Origin of the sequence: Lentzea sp. NEAU-D7 (assembly GCF_026242055.1) — a bacterium.
Lineage (GTDB): Bacteria > Actinomycetota > Actinomycetes > Mycobacteriales > Pseudonocardiaceae > Lentzea.
The window spans coordinates 98162-125109 of record NZ_JAPJDL010000024.1 but is presented as its reverse complement, the minus strand read 5'-3'; the positions used below and the strand labels follow the sequence as shown (position 1 = coordinate 125109).

Here is a 26948-nt window from a genome sequence, read left to right as displayed (position 1 = left end):
GCGTGACCTCGCTCTCCGATGAGATGTTCCAGGCGATGATGGACTGGAACCCGCTGTTCGCCACGCTCGTCGGCGTGCCGGGCTGGGACGATCGCCTCGAAGACGTCACCGTCGACGGCCACCGGGCGCTGCGAGCCCGGTTGACCGGCATCCTCGGCCGCCTCGACGGCAGCGACGAGGACCCGGTCTCGCGGGACGTGATCCGGCACCAGGCCGAGTCGATCATCACCAGCATCGACGCGCGGCTGGTCGAGCACTCGGTGTCCAGAGGAGTCAACGCTCCTGTCGCGAGCATGCTCCGGGCCGCCTCCCAGGTGGACTTCTCGCGGCGGCGGCACCTCGTCCCGCAATTCCTGGAGCAGGCCGCGCAACGGTTGCTCGACACCGACCGCAGGCCGTTGAGCCGGCACGTGCGCAACGGCGCGGCCTACGTCGAACGGTTCCTCGCCTCGCCGCGCCAGGAGTGGGAGGGCGACGCGGACCTGCGCCCGGCGTTCGCCCGCTACCGCGAGGTCCTGCTCGGCCTGCCCGGACGTGACGACGACGAGGCGGGCCTGTGCTGGCTGCCCGACGGCGAGGAGAACTACCGCGGGCTCGTCCGCAGCTACACGACCGCCTCCTACAGCCCCGCCGAGCTGCACCAGCTGGGACTCGACCTGATCGCCGGGCTGCGCGAGGAGTACGCGGAGATCGGCTCGCGGGTGTGGGGTGTCAGCGACGTCCGGGAGATCTTCCGGCGGCTGCGCACGGACCTGTTGTGGGACAACGAGGACCAGATGCTCGTCAGCGCGGTCGACGCCGTCGCGCGGGCCGAGGCCGAGGCGCCCAAGTGGTTCGGGCGGGTGCCGCTGGCGCGCTGCGAGATCAGGTTCGTGCCGGAGGTCGACCGCCACAACGCCGCGTTCGCGTACTACGAGGACGCGGCCCTCGACGGGTCCCGTCCCGGCACGTACTTCGTGAACCCGTTGAACGCCACCGGACGCAGCCGCACGGTGTCGGAGGTGACGGCGTTCCACGAAGCCATTCCCGGCCACCACTTCCAGCTTTCGATCGCCGCCGAGACCGAGCTGTCGAACGTGCGCAAGTTCGCGTTCATCGAGTCCTACCTCGAAGGCTGGGGCCTCTACACCGAACGCCTGGCCGACGAGATGGGCCTGTACTCCTCGGACGAGGCGCGCCTGGGCATGCTGGGCCTCGACGCGATGCGGGCCGGCCGGCTGGTGGTCGACACGGGCCTGCACGCGCTCGGGTGGCCTCGGCAGCGGGCCGTCGACTACCTGCGCGAGAACACCGCCATGGACGACGCGGAGATCGACTCCGAGGTCGACCGGTACATCGAGGCGCCGGGGCAGGCGCTCGCGTACATGGTGGGGCGCCTGGAGATCCAGCGCGTGCGCGAGGAGGCCAGGGCGGCGATGGGTGACCGGTTCGACATCAAGGAGTTCCACGACCTCGTGCTGGAGAACGGCATCGTGCCGTTGCCCACGCTCGGCAAGCTCGTTTCCGACTGGTCCAGGAGGGCCTGATGTCGCTCGCTGATGAGATGTTCCAGGCGATGATGGACTACTCGCCGCTGCAGGCCACGATGCTGGGGGTGCCGGGCTGGGAGGAAGGGCTCGGTGACCTGAGCGCCGAAGGCCAGCGGGCCGACCGCGACCGGATCGCCGCCCTCCTGGACAGGGCCGAGACGGACGACACCGAGGACGCCGTCACGCTCGCGGTGATCAAGCAGCAGGGCAGGGCGATCGTCGACCGCATCGACGCCAGGCTGGCCGAACACACCGTCGGGACCATGAGCGCGCCGGTGAACGGCCTGCTCATGATCTCCTCGAAGCTGGACGTGTCCCAGCGCCTCGACAAGTACCCGCGCTACATCGAGCAGGCCGCCGAGAGGGTCCGCGACTCCGACCGGCGACCGCTGAGCCGTCACCTCCAGACGGGTGTGCAGCGCATGGACGCCTTCCTGGCCCTGCCCGCGCAGGAGTGGGAAGGCGGGCACTCGGCCGAGATCCGCGCCGCCGTCGCCGGGTTCCGCGACGTGCTGGCGTCGATCGAGGACGGCCGCGACGACGACAAGGCGGGGCTCTGCTGGCTGCCCGAGGGCGAGCGGAACTACGCGAACCTGGTCCGCAACTACACCACGACCTCCCGCACCCCCGACGAGCTGCACCGGCTCGGGCTCGACATCATCGCGTCGCTGCGCGAGGAGTACGCGGAGATCGGCTCGCGGCTGTGGGGCACGAAGGACGTGCCGGAGATCTTCCACCGGTTGCGCACGGAACTGCTGTGGGACAGCGAAGAGCAGATGATCGAGAACGCCGTCGCGGCGATCGCCCGCGCGGAGGCCGAGGCGCCGAAGTGGTTCGGCCGCATGCCGGGCATCGGCTGCCAGGTGCGTGCCGTGCCGCAGGAGGAGCAGCGCACGTCGGCCATCGCGTTCTACCAGCCCGCGCCCGCCGATCGCAGCCGTCCCGGCACGTACTGGCTGAACCCGTTGGGCGCCACCGAGCGCAGCCGCACGCTGTCCGAGGTGACGGCGTTCCACGAGGCCGTGCCGGGTCACCACTACCAGTTCTCGATCGCCGCCGAGACGGAACTGCCCAACATGCGCAAGTACGCGTTCATCGAGGCGTACCTGGAGGGCTGGGGGCTCTACACCGAGCGCCTCGCCGACGAGATGGGCCTCTACTCGTCCGACGAGCAGCGCCTCGGGATGCTGGGCCTCGACGCGATGCGCGCCGGGCGGCTCGTGGTCGACACCGGCCTGCACGCGTTCGGGTGGACGAGGCAGCAGGCCATCGACTACCTGCGCGAGAACACCGTCATGCCGGAGCCCGAGATCAACGCCGAGATCGACCGGTACATCGAGACGCCGGGGCAGGCGCTCGCGTACATGGTGGGGCGCCTGGAGATCCAGCGCATCCGGGCGGAGGCGGAGACGAAGCTGGGCGACCGGTTCGACGTGCGCGCGTTCCACGACCTGGTGGTGGGGAGCGGCGCGGTGCCGCTCTCCACCCTCGACCAGATCGTCACTTCTTGGACTGACGCTCCATGACGGAGTGCCGCTTCGAGTAGGCGAAGTAGAAGATCAGGCCGATCACGAACCAGACCGCGAACCGCAGCCAGGTCTCCGGGGTGAGGAACGTGATCAGCCAGATCGAGAAGATCACGCCGATGATCGGCACCACCGGCATGCCCGGCGTCCGGAACGTCCGCGGCAGGTCGGGCTGCTTGTACCGCAGCACGATCACGGCGATGCAGACGACGACGAACGCCAGCAGGATGCCGATGTTGGTGAGTTCGGCGGCCTCCGCGATCGGCAGGAAACCGGCGATGATCGCGGAGGCGGCGCCCAGCACCCAGGTGATGCGCGAGGGCACGTGCTTCACCGGGTGCGTCTTCGCGAACCACTGGGGCAGCAGGCCGTCGCGGCTCATCGAGTAGCCGACGCGGGCCGCGCCCAGCAGGAACGTGAAGAGCACCGTGGTGATGCCGAGGATGGCGCCGACGCTGATGATGATGCCCAGCGCGGGCAGGCCGACGTCGGCGAACGCCGTGGCGAACGCGGACTCCGAGTCGACGTCCTTGTAGTTGACCATGCCGGTCAGCACCAGGCAGGCGAGCACGTACAGGACCATCGAGATCGCCAGCGAGTACAGGATCGCCTTGGGCATGTGCCGCTGCGAGTCCTTCGACTCCTCGGCCGCCGTCGACATGGCGTCGTAGCCGAACACCGCGAAGAACACCGTCGCCGCACCCGTGAGCGCACCCGAGATGCCGAACGGGAAGAACGGGTTGTAGTTGTCGGTGTTGATGTGGAACGCGCCGACGACGATGACCAGCGCCACCACCGCGACCTTCAGGTACACCAGCGTGGTCTCGAACCGTGCGGCGTTCTTCATGCCCATGTTCAGCACGTAGGCGATCAACAGGCACAGCACCACGGCGAACAGGTTCACCTTGTACGTACCCGCGGCGACGTCGCCCGTCTCGGTGCCCGGTGCACCCAGCATCCACTGCGGGAGCTGGATGTTGAGCAGGCTGAGCAGTTCGGTGAAGTAGCCGGAGATGCCGATCGCGACCACCGCCACGATCGCGGTGTACTCCAGCAGCAGGTCCCAGCCGATGAACCAGCCGACGATCTCGCCCAGGACCGCGTAGCCGTAGGTGTAGGCACTGCCGGCCTTCGGGATCAGGCCCGCGAACTCCGCGTACGAGAACGCCGCCGCCGCGCTCGCGACACCGGCGATGAGGAACGAGACCAGCACGGCGGGACCCGCCGTCTTGTTCGCGACGGCGCCCGCGAGCGAGAAGATGCCCGCGCCGATGATGCCGCCGATGCCGATCGCCGTGAGCTGCCACAGGCCCAGTGTTCTGGTGAGCCCGTCGCCCTTGTCCTCGGCGATCTGTTCGATGGGCTTGCGCCTGAAGACGCCCTGTGTGGTCATGCCTAGCTCCCTTGATGAGTGGGTCCGGGCGAACCTATTCGCGACAACTGTCACGCGGTTTGTCCGGACCCACCAATCAAGGAGCCGATTTTTGGCTTTTCGTGCTGTTTACGGGCGGCTGAACACGATCTTCCCGGCGGTGTCGCCGTCCAGCATCGAGCGGAGGCCCTGCTCGGCGTCCTCGAACTTCAGCTCGGCGCCGATCTGCGGCTTGAGGTCGTTCAGGGCGCAGAACCTGATCAGGTCGCCCAGTTCCTCGCGCGTGCCCATGGTCGAGCCGACCACGCGCAGCTGCAGGAAGAAGAGCCGCTGGAGCTCGGCCGCGGAAGCGTCACCCGACGTCGCGCCGGAGATCACCACGATGCCGCCGGGCTTGAGCGACTTCATGGAGTGCGACCAGGTGGCCTTGCCGACGGTCTCGAACACCGCGTCGACCCGTTCGGGCAGCCGGGCGCCGGACTCGAACGTGTCGTGGGCACCGAGGCTCGACGCGAGCGCGCGCTTCTCCTCCGTGCGGCCCGTGACCCACACGCGGAACCCGGCGGCGCGGCCGAGCTGGATCAGCGCGGTCGACACACCGCCCGACGCGCCCTGCACGAGCATCGTCTGGCCGGGGCGCAGGCCGGACTTCACGAACAGCATCCGGTACGCGGTCAGCCACGCCGTGCCCATGCAGGCGGCTTCGGCGAACGTGAGGTCAGCGGGCTTGGGCAGCGCGTTGCGGGCCGGCACGACGACGTAGTCGGCGAACGTGCCCTGGTGCTTCTCTGTGAGCAGCGTGCGCTTCGGGTCGAGCGTCTCGTCGCCGTCCCAGCCGGGGTCGCCGATGACGGAGTGCAGCACCACCTCGGTGCCGTCGTCGAGGACACCGGCGCCGTCGCAGCCGAGGATCATCGGGAACTGCTCGGCCTTGATGCCGACGCCGCGCAGCGTCCACAGGTCGTGCATGTTGAGGCTGGCCGCCTTCACCGCGACGCGCACCCACCCGGCGGGAACCTCGGGGTCGGGGCGCTCGCCGACGCGAAGCGAGGCCAGCGGGTTCTCAGGACTGGGTTCTGCTGCGTAAACGGCGAACATGGTTCGCAACATACCCACCTGGATCGTGGCCAAATGCCGTGACTCGGGTCACGCGACTACTCTCGGGGGCGTGGACTGGCTGGTGCAGTGGTGGGACGGGGTCGAGCTGTGGGTCGTGCAGCTGCCCGTCGCCGTGCAGTTCCCCGTCGTGATGATCGTGGTGCTCCCGCTCTGCCTGGGCGTGGCACGGCTGATCGACCGGGTCGCTGACTGGGGTGCGAAGAACCCGGCGTCCGGTTCCGAGGTGGAACCCGAGCCCGAGCCCGAGAAGGTCGCCGCGTGAGCCCTGGTCGTCGCCTGACCGTCGCGCTGGTCGGGCTCCTCGCGCTGGTCGTCATCGGGTGGTTCGTCAAGGACAACAGCGCGGAGCCGCCCACCTCGACCACGAGGCCGGTGCACACGGGCTCCGCGCAGGCCGAGACCGTGCCCGGCTCGAACTCCGGGCTGGACGTCGAGGCGCTGTCGAAGCTGCCCGCCGAGGCCGCCCAGACCTGGAAGCTGATCGAGGCGAAGGGGCCGTTCCCGTACCCGCGCAACGACGGCGTGACGTTCCAGAACCGGGAGAAGCGCCTGCCCGCCAAGGACTCGGGGTACTACAAGGAGTACACCGTGCCGACGCCGGGAAGTCCCGACCGAGGTGCGCGGCGCCTCGTCACCGGTTCGGAGAAGGAAGTCTTCTACACCGGCGACCACTATTCGTCGTTCGTCGTCGTGGACGTGAAGAAATGAAACGGCACATTCTCGTTTCGGAGAAGTCCGCCGCGATCTCGGCCATTGCCGCCGCATTGGACTTTCCCGAGTGGTTCGGGCAGAACCTGGACGCCCTCTACGACAGCCTGACCGATCTGTCGTGGCTGCCCGCGGGTGAGTACGTGCTGGTCGTGCCCGCTGATCTGGACTCCTCCGTGCTGGAGGTCCTGCGCGACGCCGCGAAGCAGACCGCCGAATCAGGTGACCGGAAAGTGCGCGTGATTCGCACAGAACGGTGACTTGGGCTGCGGTTGTGGCGTCCGGAGTGGACAGTGCCGTTCCATGGGAACGCAATTCCGCCGCTGGGGCTCCGCGCTCGGCGTCGTCGTGGTTGTCGGTGCGCTTTGTCCGGCGGTGTCCTTCGCCGGTGACCCCGACTGTTCGCAGGAGGGGGCTTTCACGCCGTTCGAGACGATCGACGGCGACAACCCCGTGACGATGCCGAACGGCCGCGTGGTCGAGCTGCGCGCGTCGAACAAGTCCCAATGCGCCTGGGGTCGCATCTCCTACGGCACGCCCGGCGAGGAGATCTGGACCGACCGCAAGGAGCCCTCGGCCAACGGGCACGAGGGCTTCCTCGGTTACACCAGGATCGACTCGGGTTCGGCGAAGTACACCGACGCGTTCAAGAACGACGGCAGGGTGATGCGCGCCTGCGGGTCCTCGCAGGGCGTCATCGAGTGCACCGGCTGGTTCTAGTCGGCAGGCACCCAGGAGGGCTTGCGCTTCTCCTTGAACGCCGCGATGCCCTCCTGGCCCTCCGGGCCGCCGAAGTGCTGGGCCGACAGCTTGAGCATGTCCGCGAAGACCTCACCGAGGTTCGTGGACCTCTCCTGCTGGAGCATCTCCTTGGTGGCCGCGAGCGCGTTGGGGGCGCCGAGCGCGAGCATGTCCGCGTAGCGGCGGACCTCCGCGTCGACGTCGTCGGTGGCGGAGTTGAGCAGGCCGATCTCGACCGCGCGCCTCGCGTCGAACGTCTCGCCGGTGAGGAACAGCTCGTGGGCCTTGCGGGGGAGCAGGCGCGGCAGCACGGTCACCGAGATGACGGCCGGCACGACGCCGATCCTGACCTCGCTGAACGCGAAGGTGGCCGTGCTGGCGGCGATGGCGATGTCGCACGCCGCGACGATGCCGACGCCGCCCGCGCGAGCCGGGCCCTTCAGTGCCGCGACCACCGGCTTCGGGCTGGTCCAGAGCTGTTCGAGGATCGCGGGGAACTCGTTGACGCCCTGGTCGCCCGCGCTCGCGCCGGCCGCCTCCTTGAGGTCCATGCCGGAACAGAACACGGAGCCCGTGTGGGTCAGCACGACCACGCGCACCTGGTCGTCGCTCGCCGCGCTGCTCAGGTGCTCCTTGAGCTCCCGGCGCAGCTGCGAGGACAGCGCGTTGCGGTTGTGGGGGGAGTCCAGCGTGATCGTCGCGATGCCACGCTGCACCTCGTAGTGGACCAGCTCGTCTGCCATGTCGCTGACCTTAGCTTCCGGGCAGGTTGACAGCATCCTGTCATTCATGACAGGATGCTGTCATGACACAGACGGTGTACCTCGTCCTGGCCGACCAGCTCGCCGACTGGGAGTACGGCCACGTGGCCGCGCAGGTGAGCCTGCAGCAGTTCCAGCAGCGGCCGGGGCGCTACGAGCTGCGGACGGTCGGCCTGACCACGGATCCGATCCGCACGGTCGGCGGTGTGCGGATGCTGCCGGACGTCGCCATCGAGGACGTGTCGGTGCAGGACGCGGCGATGCTCGTCATGCCGGGTGGCGACGAGTGGGAAACCGGTTCCCTGGCGGCGTTCGGGAAGCTCGCGCGGCGGTTCCGCGAGGCGGGCAAGCCGATCGCGGCGATCTGCGGGGCGACGGTCGCGCTGGCGGCCGAGGGACTGCTCGACGACGTGCCGCACACGTCGAACTTCCCCGGAGCACTGGGTTCTTACGGCGGCGCGGCTCTCTATCGCGACGAACGCGTGGTGCGCGCGGACGGTGTGATCACGGCCGGTGGCGCGTCCGCGCTGGAGTTCGCCCGCGAGGTGCTGGCGGAGCTGGAGACGTTCTCGCCGGGGACGTTGCAGGCCTGGTACGAGTTCAACCGCGACGACACGGCCGAGGCGTTCGGGAAGCTGGTGGCGAGTGTCCAGGACTGAGTCGGTGCCCAGGACCGAGTCAGGGGACGTGCTGACCGACGTCGTGATGAGGACTTTCCGTTTGTACGGAGCGTTCCTCGACGCGGCCGAGGTGATGACGAAGCCGGTCGGCCTGACCGCGGCGTGGTGGCAGGTGCTCGGCGCGGTGCTGCGCGAACCGCTGTCCGTCTCGGGCATCGCGCGCGAGATGGGACTGGCGCGGCAGTCCGTGCAGCGGATCGCGGACCTGTTGGTGGACAAGGGTTTGGCGGAGTACCTGCCGAACCCGGCGCACGCCCGCGCGAAGCTGGTGCGGCCCACTCCCGAGGGTTTCGCCGCCATCGAACGGCTGCGGGACGCGCAGCACGAGTGGGCCAACCGCGTCAGTGCGCAGGTCTCGCTCGAAGACCTGCGCACGACGCTCGCCACGATGACCGCTCTGGTCGCGGCTACGTCCTGATGCCCGGCAGGGGGTGGGGCATCGGGATCGCTAGCCGATCGTGGTCGTGGTCAGCACGGGGCTCGGGTCCGGGTAGCCCTTCGCGGCGGCGTTGACCGGGAACCCGATGACCGTGACGACGGCGGTGAAGGTGAGGCCCGGGGCGTCGTAGCTGGTGCCACCCAGCTTCGTGGTGATCGTCCCGGTGCCGCCCGCCTGCAGGTTGATGGTGACGGTCGGCAGTTCGAAGTCCGCGCCGCCCTTGATCGGACCCGGCACGCTCAGCACGACGTCGTTGCCCTGCAAGGCGACCGTCGGCGTACCGCCCAGCCCGGAACCGCCGGCCAGCGACGCGGACTGGAACTTCGAGTTGGCGGGCACCGGCAACTTCAGCGCGAGACCCTTGATCTCCCGCACCTGCCGCCCGCCGGCCTCGGTCGGGATCTTGTTGGGCGCGGGGTCGATCGTGACCGCGAGGGAGCCGTTGGGCGCGACGGTCGCGGGTGCCGACGCGTCGACGCCCTGGTCGAGCGTGAAGTCCGACGACTGCCCGGCGGCACTCGCCCGGAGCTTGTAGGTGATGGTCTGCGGAGCTGCTGACGCGTTGGCGGCGAACATCAGCATCGGTACCAGTGCTGCTGCTGCGATTCCGGCTAGCTTCATGGCCTCTCCCCGTTGAGTGGACGAGGGACACTTCCAGCACGCGGCGTAGTCACCTGACTACTCATGAGTAGGTTTCACGTCAACAGTTCACGGTTCACATCGCCCGAACGGCGCTGTGTCTTCGATCTTGTGGCGGCGGCCGGAAGTGGCGCGGGGGAGCGGTTGGGCTCAAATGTGCTAGGCTTCTGGCATAGCCTTCGCCGCTAGGCGGAGGAAGTGAGCCCAGGTGCGCGTCCGGACGGTCGCTGCCTGGGCTTCGCGCTTTTCAGAGCTGGCCCAGGTCCACGACGGTCCCGGTGATGGGCGCGATCCGCCGCTTCCAGTCGCCGCCTGCGCCGTGGCACCAGGCGAGCGCATCGCTGATCCACAGCGCGGGCTCGGCAGACGACTGGATGTGCTCGTACACCAGTCCGGCATCGTGGGCCTTGGTCCTGGTGCCAATCACCAACCGGTCCCGCCCGTTGGCCACGGGGTCACGTGAATCGAGCACCAGGCGGGTGACACCGGCGCCGATGGCGTCCTCCACCAGCAGCGGGAGGAGCTTCGAACGAACCTTCTCGCTCTTGCCGCGCCCAACGTAGACGTTGACCACGAGGTCACAGCGCGCCAGGCTGTCGGCGACCAGCTTGCGGCGGGCGGGTTTCTCGGTCTTGAAGTGCACTCGCCGACAGCCGGGCAGCAGTAGGCCACGCATCATCGAGCGCGTGGAGTGCAAAGCGTTCGGGGCGATCAAGACGGCTGCCATGAGGTAGCCGCTCCGCTCCGACTCGTCGACGAACATATGCATCCAAACAGGATCGCAGGTGACACCGACAAATCCCGTTCGGGTGCTTGCACGTCAACCAAGGACTTGCTTGCGGGACAAGCTAAGCGGCCACCGTACGGCGTGCCAGGGCGAAGTCGTAGCGGTCCAGCACGAGCTGCGCGACCTCCACGTCGTCACCCAACGGCTGGGCCACCACGGCATCGCCCGCGAGCCTCGCCACCTTGTCCGGCAACAAGCCCGGCGCCAGGAACCACGACGCCACGGCGATCCGCGTGGCACCGCGAGCCTTCAGCTTCTCGATCGCCTCGGGCACGGTAGGCGAGGCGATCGACGCGAACGCCGCCTCCACTCCGGCCCACCCCGACTCGCGGGCCCACCGCCGGGCCACGCGGGCCACGGCCTCGTTCGCCGGAGCGTGCGAGGACCCGGCGCCGGCCAGCACCACGCCCAAGGACCTGTCCCCGAACGACACCCCGGCCTCGGACAGCCGGCGCAGAGCCGCCGACTCCAGTCGCGGGTCCGGGCCCAGCACATCCGTCACCACGGCAGGCACGCGGGACTCGGCCACGGCGGCCGGGACGTCGACGCGGGCGTGATAAGCCTTGCCCAGCAACAAGGGCACGACCACGGCGGGGCCGCGCAGCACGTCGTTCAGCCGGGGTGCGCACAGGTCCAGGAAGCACCCGCGGACGTCCAGCTCGGGTCGCAACGACCGCACGACGTCCAGCAGGGCGTGGATCGACGCGGCCGAACGAGGGTCGCGGCTTCCGTGGGCTACAGCGACAAGCGGGATCACAGCGCTCCCGTCAGTCCGCGCGCCCGCAGCACGGCGCGCTCCAACGGCCGGAACAGCAGCAGCTCGATGCCGATGCCCACCAGCAGGATCAGGAAGATCGCCGCGATCACCATGTTGATGTCGTTCAGCGACGACCCGTTGTGCAGGTACTGCCCGAGCCCGACGCCGAGCTGGGGCGACGTCGCGATGATCTCCGCGGCCATCAGCGACCGCCACGAGAACGCCCAGCCCTGCTTGAGACCCGCCAGGTAGCCGGGCAGGGCGGCGGGCAGCAGGATGTGGCGGGCCGAGGCGAGCCGGCCTGCGCCGAGGGCGCGTCCCACGCGCGGCAGCAGCGGCGGGATCTGGTCGATGCCCGCCACGAGGCCGTTCGCGATCGACGGCACCGAACCCATCAGCACCACGAAGTAGATCGTGGACGGCGTCACGCCGAACCACAGGATCGCCGCCGGGACCCAGGCCACCGAGGGAAGTGACTGCAGGCCCGTCAGCAGCGACCCGATCGCCGCGCGGACCACCCGCACCTTGGCGATGAGCAACCCCAGCGGTGTCGCGATCACGACGGCCGCCAGGAACCCGAGCACCGCACGGTGCAGCGAGGTCCACAGGATGCCGAACGCCTCGCCGGTGGAGATCGAGCGGACGAGCTCGTTCCACACGTTGACCGGGGCGGGGAGCTGGAACTCGGGCAGCAGAGCCGAAGCCCACAACGCCTGCCACACGCCCAGGAGCAGCGCGAAGGCGATGATGGGTGGCACGCCCGTCTTCAGGAACCGGCGCCAGACCGGCGGCTTGTGCTCCTCGACGGGAACATCGAGCGCGTCGAGGCCGGCGCCGACCTTGTCGAGCGTGTCAGGAGGCGTGGCCACTGATGACCTCTCGCAGGTGGGTGTTGATCTCGTCGAGGACGTCGGACGAGGAGTCCGTCACGTCCCACTCGCGCACGACACGGCCGGGACGCGAGGACAGCAGGACGACGCGCTGGCCGAGGCGAACGGCCTCGCGCACGTCGTGCGTCACGAAGATGATCGCGGTGTTGGTGGTCTCCCAGACGCGCAGCAGCTCGCTCTGCAGCACGTCGCGCGTGATGGCGTCGAGGGCCGCGAACGGCTCGTCCATCAGCAGCAGGGCGGGAGCGCCGTCCGCGGAGACGGTGGTGGACGCCAGCGCGCGAGCCAAGGCCACGCGCTGACGCATACCGCCGGAGAGCTCGTGCGGACGCTTGTCCGCGACGTCGCCCAGCCGCACCAGTTCCAGCAGCTGCAGCGCGCGGCGCTTGCGGGCCAGCCGGCCGACACCGGCGAAGCGCAGTGCCAGCTCGACGTTGCGCGCGGCGGTGAGCCACGGCATCAGCGCGGGCTCCTGGAACATCACGGCCGGACGCGAGGTGTTGAGCTGCAGCTCGCCGGACGTCGCGGCGTCGAGGCCGGCGACGATGTTGAGCAGCGTGCTCTTGCCGCAGCCGGAGGCGCCGAGGAGGCACACGAACTCACCGGGCTTGACCTTCAGGTCGACGCCGTCGAGCGCTACCACGGCCGAGTTGCCGTGGCCGAACACCTTCCGGACTCCGGCCAGTTCAACGGCAGTGTCCACAGTGGACGGGACAGTGGTCTCGAGCGTGGCGGTCATGGTCGTGTGCCTTCCCTCGGCGTCGAAGACTTACTTCTTGTCCAGTCCGGCTGCTTGCACCTGCGGCTTGCCCTGTGCCTGGAGAACCTTGTTCAGCAACGTGAAGTCGGCGTACCCGGCGACGTTCGCGGCCTCCTTCGCCACGCCCGCCGTCACGGCGTCCTTCGCGAGCTGCGGGAAGGACTTGGCCTGCGCGTCGGTCGTCAGCTCGATGTTGTCCCACGCGGCGTCGAGGATCTTGTCGCCGAGCTTCTTGGACGTGAGCTTCTCCAGTGAGGCGTTCACGGACTTCTTCGCCTCGTCCTTGTTGGCCTTCGCCCAGTCGATCGCGGCGACGTGGCCCCTCAGCACCGCCTCGACCGTCTCCGGGTGCTCCTGCAGGAACTTCGTCCGCACGATGACCACGGTGGTCGGGAACGCCCCGCCCTCCCACAGCGTCTTCTCGTCCACCAGCACCTTGGCACCGGCCTCGGCGACCAGGCGCGCCGACCACGGCTGCGGTGCCCAGGCGGCCTGGATGTCGCCCTTCTTGAACAGGTCGAGCGACGCCGCGTTCTCCGCGTTCTGCACGGTCACCTGGCCGGTGAGGTTCTTCTCCGCGAGGAACTTCTTCAGCGACACGTCCTGCGTGTTCGCGAGCTGCGGCGTGGCGACGACCTTGCCCTTGAGGTCCTCGATCGAGTTGATCTCGGGCTTCACCACGAGCTGGGCGCCACCGGACGTGGCACCCGCGATGAGCTTCACGGCCTCGCCCTTGGACTTCGCGTAGGCGTTGATCGCCGGGCCGGAGCCGATGTACGCGATGTCGAGCGACTCGCCCAGCAGGGCGTTCACCTCGTCAGGGCCCGCGTTGAAGGTCTGCGTCGTCAGCTTGGTGCTGCCGAGCTCCTTCGCGAACAGGCCCTTGTCGACGCCGATCAGCGCGGCGGCGTGGGTGACGTTCGGGAAGTACCCGAGGCGGACCTCGGCGGCGGCACCCTTGGACTCGGCGGCGGGGGCGTCGGAGGAACCGGCGCGGCTGCAACCGGACAGGGCTGTCAGAGCGATCAGGGTGACGGCGATGGCGGGCTTGAGGTTCACGGAAGCGAGGCCTTTCAGGGACCAGGGGAGACGAGGGCGTGAGTGTCGGGGGCAGCGGCGCTGCCCCCGGTACAGCTCTCCACGCCGTCCTCAAGCAGCGGCAGCGGAGCCCCGACCAGTCCGGCGGCGAGAGTGGAACCGTCACTCGCGTCGATCACCAGGAAGGACCCGGTGCGCCGGCTGAAGCTGTAGTCGTCCAGCGGAACGGGCTCCGCGAGTCGCAGAGCCACTCGGCCGATCTCGTTGAGCTCCAGCGAGCCAGGACTGTCCACACTGGACAGGTTCTGCTCGTCGAAGCGGTCGCGCAGGTCGGTGACCATCGCCTGCACGGTGCGCGTGCCGTGCTTGACGAGGACTCGGGCGCCGGGCCGCAGCGGCTTCTCCGCGAGCCAGCAGAGGGTGGCGTCCAGCTCGTCGGTGACGGTGGGTTCGTTGCCCGCCACCGAGATCAGGTCGCCGCGCGAGATGTCGATGTCGTCGGCCAGCAGCAGCGTGACGGACTGGCCGGCCGCCGCCTCGGTCAGTTCGCCGTCCGCCGTGTCGATCTTGGTGACCGTCGAGCGACGGCCGGAGGGCAGCACGACGATCTCATCGCCCGGCTTGACCGTGCCCGCCGCGATCAGACCGGCGTACCCGCGGTAGTCGAGGTGCTCGGCGGTGCGCGGGCGGATCACGTACTGCACGGGGAAGCGGAACGGCGCGTCGTGCGGGTCGGGCTCGACCGGCACGTTCTCCAGGTGCTCCAGCAGGGTCGGGCCGGAGTACCAGGGCGTGTTCGCGGACTTCTCCACGACGTTGTCGCCCGCCAGCGCGGACACCGGGATCTCGACGACCGCGTCCTCGGTGTAGCCGAGGGCCGTGGCGTGCGCCGTGAACTCCTTGGCGATGCGGGAGAACGTCACCTCGTCGTAGTCCACGAGGTCGATCTTGTTGACCGCCAGGACGAGCCGCGGCACGCCCAGCAGCGCGAGGACCGCCGCGTGGCGCCGGGTCTGCTCGATGACGCCCTTGCGCGCGTCGACGAGCAGGACCGCGAGCTGCGCGGTGGAGGCGCCGGTGACGGTGTTGCGGGTGTACTGGACGTGGCCGGGGGTGTCGGCGAGCACGAACGACCGCTTGGGCGTCGCGAAGTAGCGGTACGCCACGTCGATCGTGATGCCCTGCTCGCGTTCCGAACGCAGGCCGTCCACCAGCAGTGACAGGTCCGGCGTCGCGAGACCGCGGTCGGCGCTCGCGCGGTGCACGGCGTCGAGCGTGTCCGCGAGCACGGACTTGGTGTCGTAGAGCAACCTGCCGACGAGCGTGGACTTCCCATCGTCCACGCTGCCCGCGGTGGCCAGCCTCAACAGGTCGCTCATTTAGAAGTAGCCCTCCCGCTTGCGGTCTTCCATGGCGGCCTCGGACAGCCGGTCGTCGGCCCGCGTGGCGCCGCGCTCGGTCAGTCGTGACGCGGCGACCTCGGCGATCACCGCGTGGATGTCGGCGGCGTCGGACTCGACGGCACCCGTGCAGGAGCCGTCGCCGACCGTGCGGTAACGAACCGTCTTGCGCAGCAACGTCTCGCCCTCGCGCGCGGTGCCCCACGGGCCCTCGGCGAGCCACATGCCGTCGCGCAGGAACACGTCGCGCTGGTGCGAGTAGTAGATGTCCGGGAGCTCGATGCCCTCGCGCTCGATGTAGTTCCACACGTCGAGCTCGGTCCAGTTCGACAGCGGGAACACGCGGACGTGCTCACCGGCGCGGTGCCGGCCGTTGTAGAGGTTCCACAGCTCCGGCCGCTGGCGCTTCGGGTCCCACTGGCCGAACGCCGTGCGCAGGCTGAAGATCCGCTCCTTGGCGCGGGCGCGTTCCTCGTCCCGGCGGCCGCCGCCGAAGACCGCGTCGAACTTGTGCTGCGTGATGGAGTCCAGCAGCGGCACGGTCTGCAGCGGGTTGCGCGTGCCGTCCGGGCGCTCCTCGAGACGGCCGTCGTCGATCCAGTCCTGGACCTTCGCGACCTCCAGGCGCAGACCGTGCTGTGCCACGACGCGGTCGCGGAACTCGATGACCTCGTCGAAGTTGTGCCCGGTGTCGACGTGCAGCAGCGGGAACGGCACCGGCGCCGGGTAGAACGCCTTGATCGCGAGGTGCAGCAGCAGCGTCGAGTCCTTGCCGCCGGAGAAGAGGATCACCGGCCGGTCGAACTCGCCCGCGACCTCGCGGAAGATGTGAATCGCCTCGGATTCGAGGCGTCCCAGGGTGTCCAGAGCCAGTGTCATCCGTGCAACCCACATTCCGTCTTCGCCTGACCGGCCCAGCGACCGCTGCGCGCGTCCTGCCCCGGCAGCGGCTTGGCGGTGCACGGCAGGCAGCCGATGGAGGGATACCCCTCCTGCACCAACAGGTTCTCGAGGACGCCCTTCTCGCGGATGTAGGCGTTGAACTCGTCGTCGCTCCACGGCGCGATCGGGTTGATCTTCACCAGGCCGTTGCGCTCGTCCCACTGCACGATCGGAGTGTTCGCCCGCGTCGGGGCGTCCACGCGGCGCACGCCGGTGACCCACGCGTCGTACTTCGCGAGCTCCCGGCGCAGCGGCACGACCTTGCGCAGGTTGCAGCACTTCGCCGGATCCGACTGGTACAACAGGCCGAACTCCGCCTCCTGGTCCGCGACCGACTGCTCGGCGGCGGCGTTGACGATGCGCACCTCCGGGTAGACGACCCCGACGGCGTCGCGCACGCCGATGGTCTCCGGGAAGTGGTAGCCCGTCTCCAGGAACAGCACGTCGAAGTTCGGCTTCACCTTGGCGGCGAGGTCGATCAGCACGGCGTCCTGCATGTTGGAGGCGACGATGTAGTTGTCGCCGAACGTCCGCGCCACCCACTCCAGCGCCTCTTCGGCGGTCGCGTCCTTCAGCTCCAGTTCCGCGGCCTCGGCGACGATCCTGAGGTCTTCCTTGAGATCGCTCACTTCTTCACCTCCTGCGGCAGGTTGAGCCCGACGAACGAGACCTTGAAGACGCGGCGGCACCCGGTGCACAGCCACGCGTAGCTGGGTTCCTCCTGCGGCCGGAGGTCCTCGTCGCCGCAGTAGGGGCAGTAGAACGGCGTCGCCCTTTCACTCATCGCAGCGAACCCTCTTCCGCCCTGGCGACCCACTGCGCGAAACGCTCGTCGGTCTCGCGCTGGGCGACGAAGTTCCGCACGACCCGCTCGACGTACTCGGGCAGTTCGGCCGCGGTCACCTTGTGGCCGCGCAGCTTCCGGCCGAATCCGGCGTCGAGGCCGAGGCCGCCGCCGAGGTGCACCTGGAAGCCCTCGACCTGGTTGCCCTGCTCGTCGGTGACGATCTGGCCCTTGAGGCCGATGTCCGCGGTCTGGATGCGGGCGCAGGAGTTGGGGCAGCCGTTGATGTGCACGGTGATCGGCGCCGTGACCCCGTCGACGATGTCCTTGAGGTTGGCTTCGAGCTGCGTGACCAGGTCGAGGGCACGCGCCTTCGTCTCGACGATCGCGAGCTTGCAGAACTCGATGCCGGTGCAGGCCATGATTCCCCTGCGCCACGGCGACGGGTCGACCTGCAGGCCCAGCTTGGCGAGATCGCTCTTGAGCGCGGGGATCTCGGCCTCGGGCACGTCCAGCACGATGATCTTCTGCTGCGGCGTGAAGCGGACGCGGTTCGAGCCGGCCCGCTCGGCGAACTTCGCCACCTCGACGAGGATCGACCCCGACACGCGGCCCGCGACCGGCGCGGCGCCGACGTAGAACAGGCCGTCCTTCTGCTTGTGCACGCCGATGTGGTCGAGCTGCTGGTCCAGGGTCTCCGGCGCTGGACCGTCGATCATCTTGCGCTTGAGGTACTCGTCCTCGACGACCTGGCGGAACTTCTCCGGGCCCCAGTCGGCGACGAGGAACTTGATGCGCGCGCGGTGGCGCAGGCGGCGGTAGCCGTAGTCGCGGAAGACGCTGATGACGGCTTCCCACACGTCCGGCACCTCGTCGAGCGGCACCCAGGCGCCCAGGCGCTTGCCCAGCATGGGGTTCGTGGACAGGCCGCCGCCGACCCAGAGGTCGAAGCCCGGCCCGTGCTCGGGGTGGTTCACACCGACGAACGCGATGTCGTGGATCTCGTGCGCGACGTCCTGCAGACCGGAGATGGCCGTCTTGAACTTGCGCGGCAGGTTGGAGAAGCGCGGGTCGCCGATGTAGCGCTCGAGGATCGTGTCGATCGCCGGCTGCCCGTTGATGATCTCGTCCTGCGAGATGCCCGCGACCGGCGAACCGAGGATGACGCGCGGGCTGTCGCCGCACGCCTCCATCGTCGTCAGGCCGACGGCTTCGAGCTTCTGCCAGATCGTGGGAACGTCCTCGACCCGGATCCAGTGGTACTGGATGTTCTGCCGGTCGGTGATGTCCGCGGTGTCCCGGGCGTAGGTCTGCGAGATCTCGCCGAGGACCGTCAACTGCTCCGTGGTGAGCGCACCGCCGTCACTGCGGACGCGCATCATGAAGAACTCGTCGTCCAGCTCCTCCGGCTCCAGCGTGGCCGTGCGGCCGCCGTCGATGCCGGGCTTGCGCTGGGTGTAGAGGCCGTACCAGCGGAACCGTCCGCGCAGGTCGGCCGGGTCGATCGAGTCGAAACCGCCGTGGGCGTAGATGTTCTCGATGCGGGCGCGGACGTTGAGCGGGTTGTCGTCCTTCTTGCTCCGCTCGTTGGGGTTCAACGGCTCTCGGTAACCGAGTGCCCACTGCCCCTCGCCGCGACGCTGCTTGGCGCGCGGTGACGTCTGCGGCGTGGCCATCGCCATCCTCCGGGGTTTCGTGGCGCTCGGTGCGCGTGCGAAGCCCGGAGGTGCTCGTGGTGGGGGCGTCGTCAGCGCGCCGGGCGCTGACGGGAACAAATCAGCGCGCGGTCATGCCGAACGACGGCACATCGCGCTGGAGACACGACGGAAGTCGACGTGGCGGCGGGCCACGAGGCGGACTCCAGTCGAATGCATGACCTCAGTGTGCATGCCGTCCAGTGCGTGGTCCACCGCCAACCGCATGCTGGGATCCCCGAGGGGAAGTTGACATCGTGGGCCGATTTCACTCCGTGATAATTCTGTCACCGACAGATACTTCCGCTGGTCGAACACCGCCATTCGGGCCGGGTAGGGGACACTGGGAGTCATGCCCTCCGCTTTGCCCGATGGCGAGCCCGCGCCCGCCGACGGTTCGCTTCCCCCTTCCGCTCTCGCCGGTGTCGGCTCGCGCCCGTTCGGCGTCTACGTGCACGTGCCGTTCTGCGCGACCCGGTGCGGCTACTGCGACTTCAACACCTACACGCCCGGTGAGCTCGGTTCCTCCGCGTCACCGGAGTCGTGGCTGGAGGGCCTGCGCCGCGAGCTGGACCTGGCCGCGTCCGTCCTCGGGTCCGCCGTGCCCGCTCAGACCGTGTTCGTCGGCGGCGGCACCCCGTCGCTGCTGGGCGCCTCGGGCCTCGGCGACGTGCTGGACGCGGTGCGGCAGTCGTTCGGCCTGGCCCCCGGCGCCGAGGTGACGACGGAGTCGAACCCCGAATCGACGTCTGTTCCGTTCTTCGAAGGGATTCGTTCGGCTGGCTACACGCGCGTGTCCCTGGGCATGCAGTCCGCCGCACGGCACGTTCTCGCCGTGCTCGACCGCAAACACACGCCCGGCCGTCCGGGTGAAGCCGCCCGTGAGGCGCGGGCAGCCGGATTCGACCACGTGAACCTGGACCTGATCTACGGCACACCGGGGGAGCGGCCCTCGGATCTGGCCGAGTCCCTCGACGCCGTGCTGGCCGCGGGCGTCGACCACGTGTCCGCCTACGCGCTGATCGTGGAGGACGGCACCGGCCTCGCCCGCCGCATCCGCCGCGGCGACCTGCCCATGCCCGACGACGACGTGCTCGCCTCGTCCTACGAGATGGTCGACTCTGTGCTCAGCGGCGCCGGCTTCACCTGGTACGAGGTGTCGAACTGGGCGACGTCCGCGCAGGCGCAGTGCCGGCACAACGTCCTGTACTGGAAGGGCGCCGACTGGTGGGGCTTCGGCCCCGGCGCGCACAGCCACGTGGGCGGGGTGCGCTTCTGGAACGTGAAGCACCCGGCCCGCTACTCGGCCCTGCTCGCCGAGGGCAAGTCACCCGCCGCGGGCCGCGAGACGCTGTCGGCCGAGGACCAGCGCGTCGAACGGGTGCTGCTGGAACTGCGCCTCGCCGAAGGCCTGCCCGTGGACGTGCTGGACGACGCCGGCCGCGAGGAGGCGAAGCAGGCGATCGCCGACGGACTTCTCGAGCCGCACGACGACCGCTGCGTGCTCACCGACCGCGGCCGCCTGCTGGCCGACGCCGTGGTCAGGCGCCTGCTTCCCTGATCAGCGGGCGCGCAGGTCGTGCTGGCTGCGCACCTCGGTGATCTTCTGTCCTTGTTTGTCGTACGTGACCGTGCCCCACCAGAGCCCGTCCTCCCTGCGGGTCTCCTCCCAGACGACCGAGCCCTTCCACCACTCGTCGTCGCTGAGCACCAGGCATGGTTTGCCGGGTGGCCGCAGCCACACAACGTTGTCCACGTTTGGACCCTAGCGACCAGCACCGACAAAAACCGGAGCCCGGATCGAGCACGACTTCAGAGCGCGCACCGAGCAGGAAACGGGCTGGGTAAACTCGGGAGCACGGACATGGAGGTGAACAGCGGTGAACGCCGATGAGCGTCGTTTCGAGGTGCTTCGCGCCATCGTTGCCGACTACGTGTCCAACCAGGAGCCCGTGGGGTCGAAAGCCCTGGTCGACCGGCACAACCTGGGTGTGTCGAGCGCGACCGTGCGCAACGACATGGCCGCGCTGGAGGACGAGGGGTACATCGCCCAGCCGCACACCAGCGCGGGGCGCGTGCCGACCGACAAGGGCTACCGGCTCTTCGTCGACAAGCTGAGCGAGATCAAGCCGCTCTCGCAGGCCGAGAGGCGGGCCATCCGCAGCTTCCTCGACGGCGCGATCGACCTCGACGACGTGATGCGCCGCAGCGTGCGGTTGCTCGCGCAGCTGACCCGGCAGGTGGCGGTGATCCAGGTGCCGACGCTGTCGCGCGCGGCCGTGCGGCACCTGGAGGTGCTGCCGATCACGCCGTCGCGGCTGATGCTGGTGCTCATCACCGACACCGGCCGCGTCGACCAGCGCATCGTCGAGCTCGGGGACGTGATCAGCGAGGAGCACACGGCCCAGCTGCGCGGCGTGCTGAACCAGGCGATGGCGGGGCAGCGGCTCGCCGAGGCGAGCGCCAAGGTCGCCGAGCTGCCGGACGAGGTTCCGTCGAACCTGCGCGACCCGATGCTGCGAGTCGCTACTGTGCTCATCGAGACGCTGGTGGAGCACCCCGAGGAACGGCTCGTGCTCGGCGGTACCGCGAACCTCACGCGCAGCATCACCGACTTCCCGGGCTCGCTGCGGCAGGTGCTGGAGGCGCTGGAGGAGCAGGTCGTCGTGCTCAAGCTGCTCGCCGCCTCCCGCGACCCCGGTCGCGTGCTGGTGCGCATCGGCGAGGAGAACGAGGCCGCCGAGATGCGCAGCACCTCCGTGGTGTCCATCGGCTACGGCAGCCGGGACAACCCGCTCGGGGGCCTGGGCGTCGTCGGACCGACGCGCATGGACTACCCCGGGACCATGGCCGCCGTGCGCGCGGTCGCCAGCTATGTCGGTGAGATCCTGACCGGTCGTTGACCAGAAACGTCTTGCACTTGAGATGAACACGAAAGCGAACAAGGTGGCCAGGGATTACTACGGCATCCTCGGTGTCTCGCAGAACGCGACACAGGATGAGATCAAGCGCGCCTATCGCAAGCTCGCGAGGCAGCTGCACCCGGACGTCAATCCCAACGAGGAGGCCCGCTTCAAGGAGGTGACGGCCGCCTACGAGGTGTTGTCGAACCCCGAGAAGCGCCGCGTCGTCGACCTGGGAGGCGACCCGCTCGACTCGGGCGGCGGTGGCCGAGCGGGTGGTGACCCGTTCGCGGGCTTCGGCCTCGGCGACATCATGGACGCCTTCTTCGGTGCGTCGCCCGGTGGCGGCCGCGGGCCGCGCAGCCGCGTGCAGCCCGGTTCCGACGCGCTGATCCGGCTCGACATGACGCTGGAGGAGTGCGCGGCGGGCGCCACCCGTGAGCTCACGGTGGACACCGCGATCCTGTGCGACCGCTGCCACGGCGCCGGCACCCAGAACAACTCCAAGCCGGTGCAGTGCGACACCTGCCACGGCCGCGGCGAGGTGCAGTCGGTGCAGCGCTCGTTCCTCGGCCAGGTCGTCACCTCGCGCCCGTGCCCGGTGTGCCGCGGCTACGGCGAGGTCATCCCCGACCCGTGCCAGCAGTGCTCGGGTGACGGCCGCACGCGGTCGCGCCGCACGATCTCCGTGAACATCCCCGCCGGTGTCGCCGAGGGCATGCGCGTGCGCCTCGCGGGCCAGGGCGAGGTCGGTCCCGGCGGCGGCCCGGCCGGTGACCTCTACGTCGAGGTCGAGGAGCACCCGCACGAGATCTTCGAACGCGACGGCGCCGACCTGCACTGCATCGTCCAGATCCCGATGACGACGGCCGCCCTGGGCGCCACGTTGCCGTTGAAGACCCTGGACGGCGAGGAAGAACTGCAGATCGACCCCGGCACGCAGCCGGGCACGCAGCTCGTCATGACCGGCCGCGGCATGCCGAAGCTGCGGTCCACCGGCCGTGTCGACGGCCGCGGCGACCTGCACGTGCACCTCGAGGTGGTCGTGCCGACCAAGCTCGACGCCGCGCAGGCCTCGTTGCTGCGCGACCTGGCCGAGATGCGCGGGGAGAACGAGCCCTCGCTGTCGCACAACGGCAAGGGCGGCGGCGGGCTGTTCTCCCGCCTGCGCTCCTCGCGCGGCCACCGGTGACCCTGCCGGTCTTCCTCGTCGAGGCGTTGCCCTCCGGTGAGGAGTTCGTGCTCGACGGCCCGGAAGGCCGGCACGCCGCCACCGTGAAGCGGTTGCGCGCGGGTGAGGAACTCGTGCTGTCGGACGGTTCCGGTGCCCAGGTGCGCTGCGTCGTGGTGGCGGTGGAGAAGGACGCCCTGGCGGTGCGCGTGGTCGAGCGCTGGGTGGAGCCCGAACCGGCACCGCGCGTCGTGCTCGCCCAGGCCCTGGTGAAGGGCGACCGGGGCGAGCTGGCGGTCGAGCTGGCCACCGAGGCCGGTGTGGACGGTGTGGTGCCGTGGCGCGCGGCCCGCTGCGTGGCGAAGTGGGAGGACGGCCCGCGCGGCGCGAAGGCGTTGGGGCGCTGGCGATCCACGGTTCGTGAGGCGGCCAAGCAGGCCCGCCGCGCGCGGGTGCCGTTCGTCGACGAACCCGTGAGCACGAACCAGCTTTCTCATCGCGTGTCGTCGTCGGCGCTCACTCTCGTGTTGCACGAGAGTGCGACCGAACGGCTCGCGGACGTCGCGTTGCCCGATTCCGGGGACGTGCTGCTCGTCGTGGGTCCCGAAGGCGGAATCACGCCGGAGGAACTCGACGCGTTGCGATCTTCGGGTGCCCGGATCGTCCGATTGGGGCCAACCGTTCTGCGTGCATCTACCGCCGCGGCGGTTGCTCTTGGTGCCATTGGGGTACGTACTGCTAGGTGGTGACCCCGATCACTCCTAGGGTGAACATCGGATGGATTGGCTTGACGCAAGTTGTAGCGAACCGCAGGCGGTTGGGGTTACTCTTGTTCGCAGTGGGGCTGATTGGTCTATCCGGAAACGGAGTAGACGATTAGACCTTCTGACCAAAAGACTCGCCGGACACCTCCCCCCTCGGTCCGGCGTCGGCGCCTCGCGGCGAAGCGACCCCCAGGCTTCGGACCGCGAGGCGCCCCTTTTGGTTTCCAGGCCTGTTTGTGCGGCCCCCTGGCCTGCGGGTTCGTCACCTCCTATCGAACCGGCGTGCTTCCCGGCGAATTCTTGCCGTTCACGTAAGTTCTGCGTGTGCAGCGAATTGCTTACGGTGACCACCCCAGTCAGTTCGGCGAGCTTTACGTTCCCGAGACCGCGACTCAGGGTGCCGTTGTCGTCATTCACGGTGGTTTTTGGCACCAGCGCTACGGCCTCGAACTAGGCCGTCCTCTCGCGGACGTGCTCGTCGCGGAAGGATTTGTTGTCTGGAACATCGAATACCGGCGCGTGAGCGGCGGAGGAGGGTGGCCGCAGACCGGTGAGGACGTGCTCGCCGCCATCGACGCCGTCGACATCGGGCCCGTCGTGACGCTCGGGCACAGCGCGGGAGGCCACCTCGCCGTCTGGGCGGCCAAGCACAGCGCGCGAGTGGCCGGAGCGGTCGCCCAGGCGGCGGTGCTCGACTTCACCAGACACATCACACCGCGGGCGCTGGAGCTGTGCACCGAGGAGCAGTTCGCGCAGGCCTCGCCGGCCGCGCTGATCCCCATCGGCAAGCCCGTGGTGTGCGTGCACGGCGACCAGGACGAGGACGTCCCGGTCGAGCAGTCGATCGGGTTCTGCGCCGCCGAGCCGCAGGCGGAGCTCGTCGTGGTCGAAGGGGCCGGCCACATGGACATGATCACGCCGGGTACCGAGGCGTGGGAGAGGTGCCGCGCGGCTGTCGTCCGGCTCGCGCGCGACTGCTAGAAAGGGCCGGTGCCGAAGGTTGTCGACCACGAGGAACGCCGCCGCGAACTCGCTGAGGCAGTGTGGCGCATCGTGCGGCGGGACGGCATCGACCACGCGTCCGTGCGCGCCGTAGCAGCGGAGTCCGGCTGGTCGAGCGGGTCCCTGCGCCACTACTTCCCGACGCAGGACGCCTTGCTGGGGTTCGCGATGGAGCTCGCGTACCGGCGGTTCATCGCGCGGCTGGAGAAGATCGACACCACCGCCGCCAACCGGGAGGTGCTGCGGTCCTTCGCCCACGAGATGCTGGCGATGGACGACGACCGCCGGGTCGAGGCCGCGGTGCTGCTGTCGTTCCTGCCGCGGGCGATGGTCGAGCCGTCGTTGCACGAGCTGGAACGCCTCGGCACCCGCGAGCTGTACGGCGAGGTCGCACGCGTTCTCGTCGCTGCGCAGGAAGCCGGTGAGCTGCGGGACGGCGTCGTGCCCATGAAGGCCGCGCGGCGGTTGATCGTGCTGATCGACGGGCTCAACATCCACCACGGGCTCGGCCCCGACGAGCTCACGGTCGCCGACATGGTCGAGGCCGTCGACGAGCAGCTCGACCGGCTGTTCGCTTAGCTTGGGGCCATGTCCTGTTTGTTCTGCCGGATCGTCGACGGTGAGGTTCCCGCGACGGTCGTGCACGAGACCAAGACGACGCTCGCGTTCCGCGACATCCAGCCCAAGGCGCCCGTGCACGTGCTGCTCATCCCGCGCGAGCACGTGCCGAACGCCGTCGACCTGGACGGCGACCAGCTCGGCGACCTCTTCGCCGCCGCGAAGGAGGTCGCCGACGCCGAGGGCGTGGCCGAGTCGGGCTACCGGCTGCTCTTCAACACCGGGCCGGACAGCGGGCAGGAGGTCTTCCACGCCCACCTGCACCTGCTGGGCGGGCGGCGCCTCACGGCCTAGCCCAGGGCCTGCAACAGCGGAGCGTGGTAGCGGGTGCGGTCACCCGGCAGGTGCTCGGCACCGCGGACCATCCAGGTGGCCTCACCGCACGACTCCAGTCCGTTCTCACGCACGAACGCGACGACCTCGGGGTCGTGCACGTCGACGCGCACGCTGGGATCACCGGCGGCGCAGTCCGCGATGAGCGCGCACGCGTCGGCGGCGGAGTCCGCGATGACCGGGCCGATCAGCTTCCGGGCCTCGCGCACCTGCCACGTGCCCGCGGCGCCGTGCTCGGAGATCAGGACCGTGCCCATCCTGAGCAGCGACTCCCACAGGTACGGCCGCGTGAGGCCGGTGACCTTGGTGTCGAGCGCGACGAGGTCGTCGAGATCGGCGGCGGTCGCGGCGCGCGACACGCCGGAGGCCGGTCCGGTGAAGGCCCCGACGTGCATGTCGGTGAACCCGACGGCGTGGAAACCCATCCGCTCGTACAGCGGCCTGCCCATCGGCGTCGCGAACAACGTCGACACGTCCGTGTCGAGGACGTGTGACACCAGCCGGTGGGCGTGACCCTGGCGCGCGGCGCGTTCTGCGACCAGCACCATGCTGACCGACGCCAGCTCCGGATAGCGCGTCACGATCGTCGTGCCGACGAGGCCCCGCTCGTCGAACAGCCCCCAGCCCTCGCCGTACGCGAGCAGGAACTCCCACTTGCTCTCCTCGCGCGGCCACGACCGGCTTTCCGCCAGGTCAGCGCACGCGGGAATGTCGTCCAGCGTCAGTCGTCGCAGTTCCACGGTTCCCCCTGTCATCCCAGCGCGAGCGACGCGGGCGCGAAGTACCGCCCGCGGTCGCCGCCGACGTCGTCGACGCCGTGCACCATCAGCGCGCAGCACCCGCGCACCTCGTACCCCTCGCCCGACAGGAACGCCACCACGTCCGGGTCGCTCACGTCGACGCGGGACGGTCCGGCGCCGGCGGCCACATCAGCAATGATCTCGCACGCGGCGGCCGCGTCCGGCGCTACCAGCGGACCGATGACCAACGTCTCACCCATGCGCCGCGTGCAGACGAAACCGTCCTCCGCGACGTGGGGCGTGTACACCGACGACGAACCGAACACGTGCGCCCAGAACGCCTCGCGCGTGAACCCGCTCGCCGCCCGGTCCAGCGCCACCACCGAGGCCAGGTCGTCAGGCGTCGCCGGACGCGTCACGCCGGCGGCCGCGCCGGTGATCTCGCCGTGGTACTCCGACGCCCGCCCGACCGGGTGAAAGCCGAGCCGCTCGTACAGCGGCTGGCCCATCGCGGTGGCGTACAGCACCGAAGGACCCGCATCCAGAACATTGGACACGAGAGCACCGGCGATGCCCCTGCGTTCGGCCCACGAACCGACCAGCACGCCGCTGATCGCCTGCATCTCGGGATACGGCGTGACCAGGGTCGTGCCGAGCAACCCGGTCTCGTCGAAGGCGCCGAAGCCCGGACCGAGGACCAGCAGCATCTCCCACTGCGCGGGCGTCCAGCTCCAACCCCGGTCCGTCACGAGCTTCATGCACTCGGGTACGTCTTCAACGCCAAGCCTGCGGATCTCCACAGCTGCCGAGCACACACCGTGAGCAAAGCGGTAGCCACCCATTTTCGGCCG

General features: G+C 69.4%; 32 protein-coding genes. 15 read left to right on the top strand and 17 right to left on the bottom strand.

Annotation, left to right across the window (positions count from 1 at the left end):
• The first annotated feature begins 2 nt into the window (after positions 1–2).
• Positions 3–1526 (top strand): DUF885 domain-containing protein, encoded by a 1524-nt coding sequence (locus ORI60_RS36485; protein ID WP_323055983.1) that lies wholly within the window; start codon positions 3–5, stop codon positions 1524–1526.
• Positions 1526–3055 (top strand): DUF885 domain-containing protein, encoded by a 1530-nt coding sequence (locus ORI60_RS36480; RefSeq protein ID WP_266042565.1) that lies wholly within the window; start codon positions 1526–1528, stop codon positions 3053–3055. Before ORI60_RS36485 ends, ORI60_RS36480 begins: the two co-directional genes overlap by 1 nt.
• On the opposite strand, the gene ORI60_RS36475 is transcribed toward ORI60_RS36480, so the two are convergent.
• Positions 3030–4448 carry an amino acid permease gene (locus ORI60_RS36475; RefSeq protein WP_266042564.1) on the bottom strand — a complete coding sequence of 473 codons (1419 nt, stop codon included), beginning with the start codon at positions 4446–4448 and terminating at the stop codon, positions 3030–3032. The genes ORI60_RS36480 and ORI60_RS36475 overlap by 26 nt on opposite strands.
• A 108-nt stretch (positions 4449–4556) precedes the next feature.
• Positions 4557–5525, bottom strand: a complete 969-nt coding sequence (locus tag ORI60_RS36470; RefSeq protein WP_266042563.1) for a zinc-binding dehydrogenase — start codon at positions 5523–5525, stop codon at positions 4557–4559.
• 70 nt (positions 5526–5595) lie between these two features.
• Between ORI60_RS36470 and ORI60_RS36465 the strand changes: the two genes are divergently transcribed.
• Genes ORI60_RS36465 through ORI60_RS36450 form a run of 4 tightly spaced genes read left to right on the top strand, consistent with a single transcriptional unit; the run spans position 5596 to position 6974 of the window.
• Positions 5596–5808, top strand: a complete 213-nt coding sequence (locus ORI60_RS36465) for a hypothetical protein (RefSeq protein WP_266042562.1) — start codon at positions 5596–5598, stop codon at positions 5806–5808.
• The gene (locus ORI60_RS36460) at positions 5805–6254 is read left to right on the top strand and encodes a ribonuclease domain-containing protein (RefSeq protein WP_266042561.1); all 450 of its coding nucleotides are present in this window, start codon (positions 5805–5807) and stop codon (positions 6252–6254) included. The genes ORI60_RS36465 and ORI60_RS36460 overlap by 4 nt, the downstream gene beginning before the upstream one ends.
• Positions 6251–6514 (top strand): barstar family protein, encoded by a 264-nt coding sequence (locus ORI60_RS36455; RefSeq protein WP_266042560.1) that lies wholly within the window; start codon positions 6251–6253, stop codon positions 6512–6514. Before ORI60_RS36460 ends, ORI60_RS36455 begins: the two co-directional genes overlap by 4 nt.
• A 43-nt stretch (positions 6515–6557) precedes the next feature.
• Positions 6558–6974 carry a hypothetical protein gene (locus ORI60_RS36450; RefSeq protein ID WP_266042559.1) on the top strand — a complete coding sequence of 139 codons (417 nt, stop codon included), beginning with the start codon at positions 6558–6560 and terminating at the stop codon, positions 6972–6974.
• Here ORI60_RS36450 and ORI60_RS36445 read toward each other — a convergent pair.
• Entirely contained in the window at positions 6971–7738 is a 768-nt protein-coding gene (locus tag ORI60_RS36445) for an enoyl-CoA hydratase family protein (RefSeq protein ID WP_266042558.1), read from the bottom strand. The two genes, ORI60_RS36450 and ORI60_RS36445, sit on opposite strands and share 4 nt — an antisense overlap.
• Before the next feature lie 62 nt (positions 7739–7800).
• On the opposite strand from ORI60_RS36445, the gene ORI60_RS36440 reads away from it, so the two are divergent.
• Together ORI60_RS36440 and ORI60_RS36435 are read left to right on the top strand one after the other, a co-directional pair.
• Positions 7801–8415, top strand: coding sequence for a DJ-1/PfpI family protein (locus tag ORI60_RS36440; protein ID WP_266042557.1), 615 nt, complete (start codon positions 7801–7803; stop codon positions 8413–8415).
• The gene (locus ORI60_RS36435; RefSeq protein WP_266042556.1) at positions 8402–8854 is read left to right on the top strand and encodes a MarR family winged helix-turn-helix transcriptional regulator; all 453 of its coding nucleotides are present in this window, start codon (positions 8402–8404) and stop codon (positions 8852–8854) included. Before ORI60_RS36440 ends, ORI60_RS36435 begins: the two co-directional genes overlap by 14 nt.
• 30 nt (positions 8855–8884) lie before the next feature.
• Here ORI60_RS36435 and ORI60_RS36430 read toward each other — a convergent pair whose 3' ends face one another.
• From ORI60_RS36430 to ORI60_RS36380, 11 genes are all read right to left on the bottom strand, one after another.
• Positions 8885–9496: a cyclase gene (locus ORI60_RS36430; protein ID WP_266042555.1), complete on the bottom strand. Its 612-nt coding sequence runs from the start codon at positions 9494–9496 to the stop codon at positions 8885–8887.
• A gap of 265 nt (positions 9497–9761) precedes the next feature.
• Positions 9762–10283 (bottom strand): hypothetical protein, encoded by a 522-nt coding sequence (locus tag ORI60_RS36425; protein ID WP_266042554.1) that lies wholly within the window; start codon positions 10281–10283, stop codon positions 9762–9764.
• A gap of 79 nt (positions 10284–10362) precedes the next feature.
• Positions 10363–11058 carry a sirohydrochlorin chelatase gene (locus tag ORI60_RS36420; protein WP_266042553.1) on the bottom strand — a complete coding sequence of 232 codons (696 nt, stop codon included), beginning with the start codon at positions 11056–11058 and terminating at the stop codon, positions 10363–10365.
• Complete coding sequence (locus ORI60_RS36415; protein ID WP_266042552.1) at positions 11055–11927, bottom strand: ABC transporter permease; 873 nt, start codon at positions 11925–11927, stop codon at positions 11055–11057. The genes ORI60_RS36420 and ORI60_RS36415 overlap by 4 nt, the downstream gene beginning before the upstream one ends.
• The gene (locus ORI60_RS36410) at positions 11911–12687 is read right to left on the bottom strand and encodes an ABC transporter ATP-binding protein (protein WP_266042551.1); all 777 of its coding nucleotides are present in this window, start codon (positions 12685–12687) and stop codon (positions 11911–11913) included. Before ORI60_RS36410 ends, ORI60_RS36415 begins: the two co-directional genes overlap by 17 nt.
• A gap of 30 nt (positions 12688–12717) precedes the next feature.
• Entirely contained in the window at positions 12718–13767 is a 1050-nt protein-coding gene (locus tag ORI60_RS36405; RefSeq protein ID WP_266042550.1) for an ABC transporter substrate-binding protein, read from the bottom strand.
• A gap of 14 nt (positions 13768–13781) precedes the next feature.
• Positions 13782–15125: a sulfate adenylyltransferase subunit 1 gene (locus ORI60_RS36400; protein WP_266042549.1), complete on the bottom strand. Its 1344-nt coding sequence runs from the start codon at positions 15123–15125 to the stop codon at positions 13782–13784.
• Complete coding sequence (cysD, locus tag ORI60_RS36395; protein WP_266042548.1) at positions 15126–16025, bottom strand: sulfate adenylyltransferase subunit CysD; 900 nt, start codon at positions 16023–16025, stop codon at positions 15126–15128.
• Positions 16022–16717 (bottom strand): phosphoadenylyl-sulfate reductase, encoded by a 696-nt coding sequence (locus tag ORI60_RS36390; RefSeq protein ID WP_266042547.1) that lies wholly within the window; start codon positions 16715–16717, stop codon positions 16022–16024. The genes cysD and ORI60_RS36390 overlap by 4 nt, the downstream gene beginning before the upstream one ends.
• On the bottom strand, positions 16714–16872 hold the full coding sequence (locus ORI60_RS36385) for a hypothetical protein (RefSeq protein WP_030472080.1): 159 nt from the start codon (positions 16870–16872) through the stop codon (positions 16714–16716). Before ORI60_RS36385 ends, ORI60_RS36390 begins: the two co-directional genes overlap by 4 nt.
• Entirely contained in the window at positions 16869–18548 is a 1680-nt protein-coding gene (locus tag ORI60_RS36380) for a nitrite/sulfite reductase (protein ID WP_266042546.1), read from the bottom strand. Before ORI60_RS36380 ends, ORI60_RS36385 begins: the two co-directional genes overlap by 4 nt.
• Before the next feature lie 370 nt (positions 18549–18918).
• Here ORI60_RS36380 and hemW point away from each other — a divergent pair, with 370 nt between their 5' ends.
• Positions 18919–20127 (top strand): radical SAM family heme chaperone HemW, encoded by a 1209-nt coding sequence (gene hemW / locus ORI60_RS36375; protein ID WP_266042545.1) that lies wholly within the window; start codon positions 18919–18921, stop codon positions 20125–20127.
• Here the strand turns inward: hemW and ORI60_RS36370 are convergent, their stop codons facing one another.
• Entirely contained in the window at positions 20128–20322 is a 195-nt protein-coding gene (locus ORI60_RS36370) for a hypothetical protein (RefSeq protein ID WP_266042544.1), read from the bottom strand.
• Positions 20323–20446: 124 nt separating this feature from the next.
• On the opposite strand from ORI60_RS36370, the gene hrcA reads away from it, so the two are divergent.
• From hrcA to ORI60_RS36340, 6 genes are all read left to right on the top strand, one after another.
• A complete protein-coding gene (gene hrcA / locus ORI60_RS36365; RefSeq protein WP_266042543.1) occupies positions 20447–21469 on the top strand; it encodes a heat-inducible transcriptional repressor HrcA in 1023 nt (340 codons plus the stop codon).
• A gap of 43 nt (positions 21470–21512) precedes the next feature.
• Positions 21513–22661: a molecular chaperone DnaJ gene (dnaJ, locus tag ORI60_RS36360; RefSeq protein ID WP_266042586.1), complete on the top strand. Its 1149-nt coding sequence runs from the start codon at positions 21513–21515 to the stop codon at positions 22659–22661.
• The gene (locus ORI60_RS36355; protein ID WP_266042542.1) at positions 22658–23389 is read left to right on the top strand and encodes a 16S rRNA (uracil(1498)-N(3))-methyltransferase; all 732 of its coding nucleotides are present in this window, start codon (positions 22658–22660) and stop codon (positions 23387–23389) included. The genes dnaJ and ORI60_RS36355 overlap by 4 nt, the downstream gene beginning before the upstream one ends.
• A 339-nt stretch (positions 23390–23728) precedes the next feature.
• Complete coding sequence (locus ORI60_RS36350; RefSeq protein ID WP_323055982.1) at positions 23729–24385, top strand: alpha/beta hydrolase; 657 nt, start codon at positions 23729–23731, stop codon at positions 24383–24385.
• A gap of 9 nt (positions 24386–24394) precedes the next feature.
• Entirely contained in the window at positions 24395–24985 is a 591-nt protein-coding gene (locus tag ORI60_RS36345; RefSeq protein ID WP_266042540.1) for a TetR/AcrR family transcriptional regulator, read from the top strand.
• Between the two features lie 9 nt (positions 24986–24994).
• Positions 24995–25318, top strand: a complete 324-nt coding sequence (locus tag ORI60_RS36340) for a histidine triad nucleotide-binding protein (protein WP_266042538.1) — start codon at positions 24995–24997, stop codon at positions 25316–25318.
• Here the strand turns inward: ORI60_RS36340 and ORI60_RS36335 are convergent.
• Together ORI60_RS36335 and ORI60_RS36330 are read right to left on the bottom strand one after the other, a co-directional pair.
• Positions 25315–26097, bottom strand: a complete 783-nt coding sequence (locus tag ORI60_RS36335) for a GNAT family N-acetyltransferase (protein WP_266042537.1) — start codon at positions 26095–26097, stop codon at positions 25315–25317. The genes ORI60_RS36340 and ORI60_RS36335 overlap by 4 nt on opposite strands.
• Before the next feature lie 11 nt (positions 26098–26108).
• The gene (locus ORI60_RS36330) at positions 26109–26855 is read right to left on the bottom strand and encodes a GNAT family N-acetyltransferase (RefSeq protein ID WP_266042536.1); all 747 of its coding nucleotides are present in this window, start codon (positions 26853–26855) and stop codon (positions 26109–26111) included.
• Positions 26856–26948 lie beyond the last annotated feature (93 nt).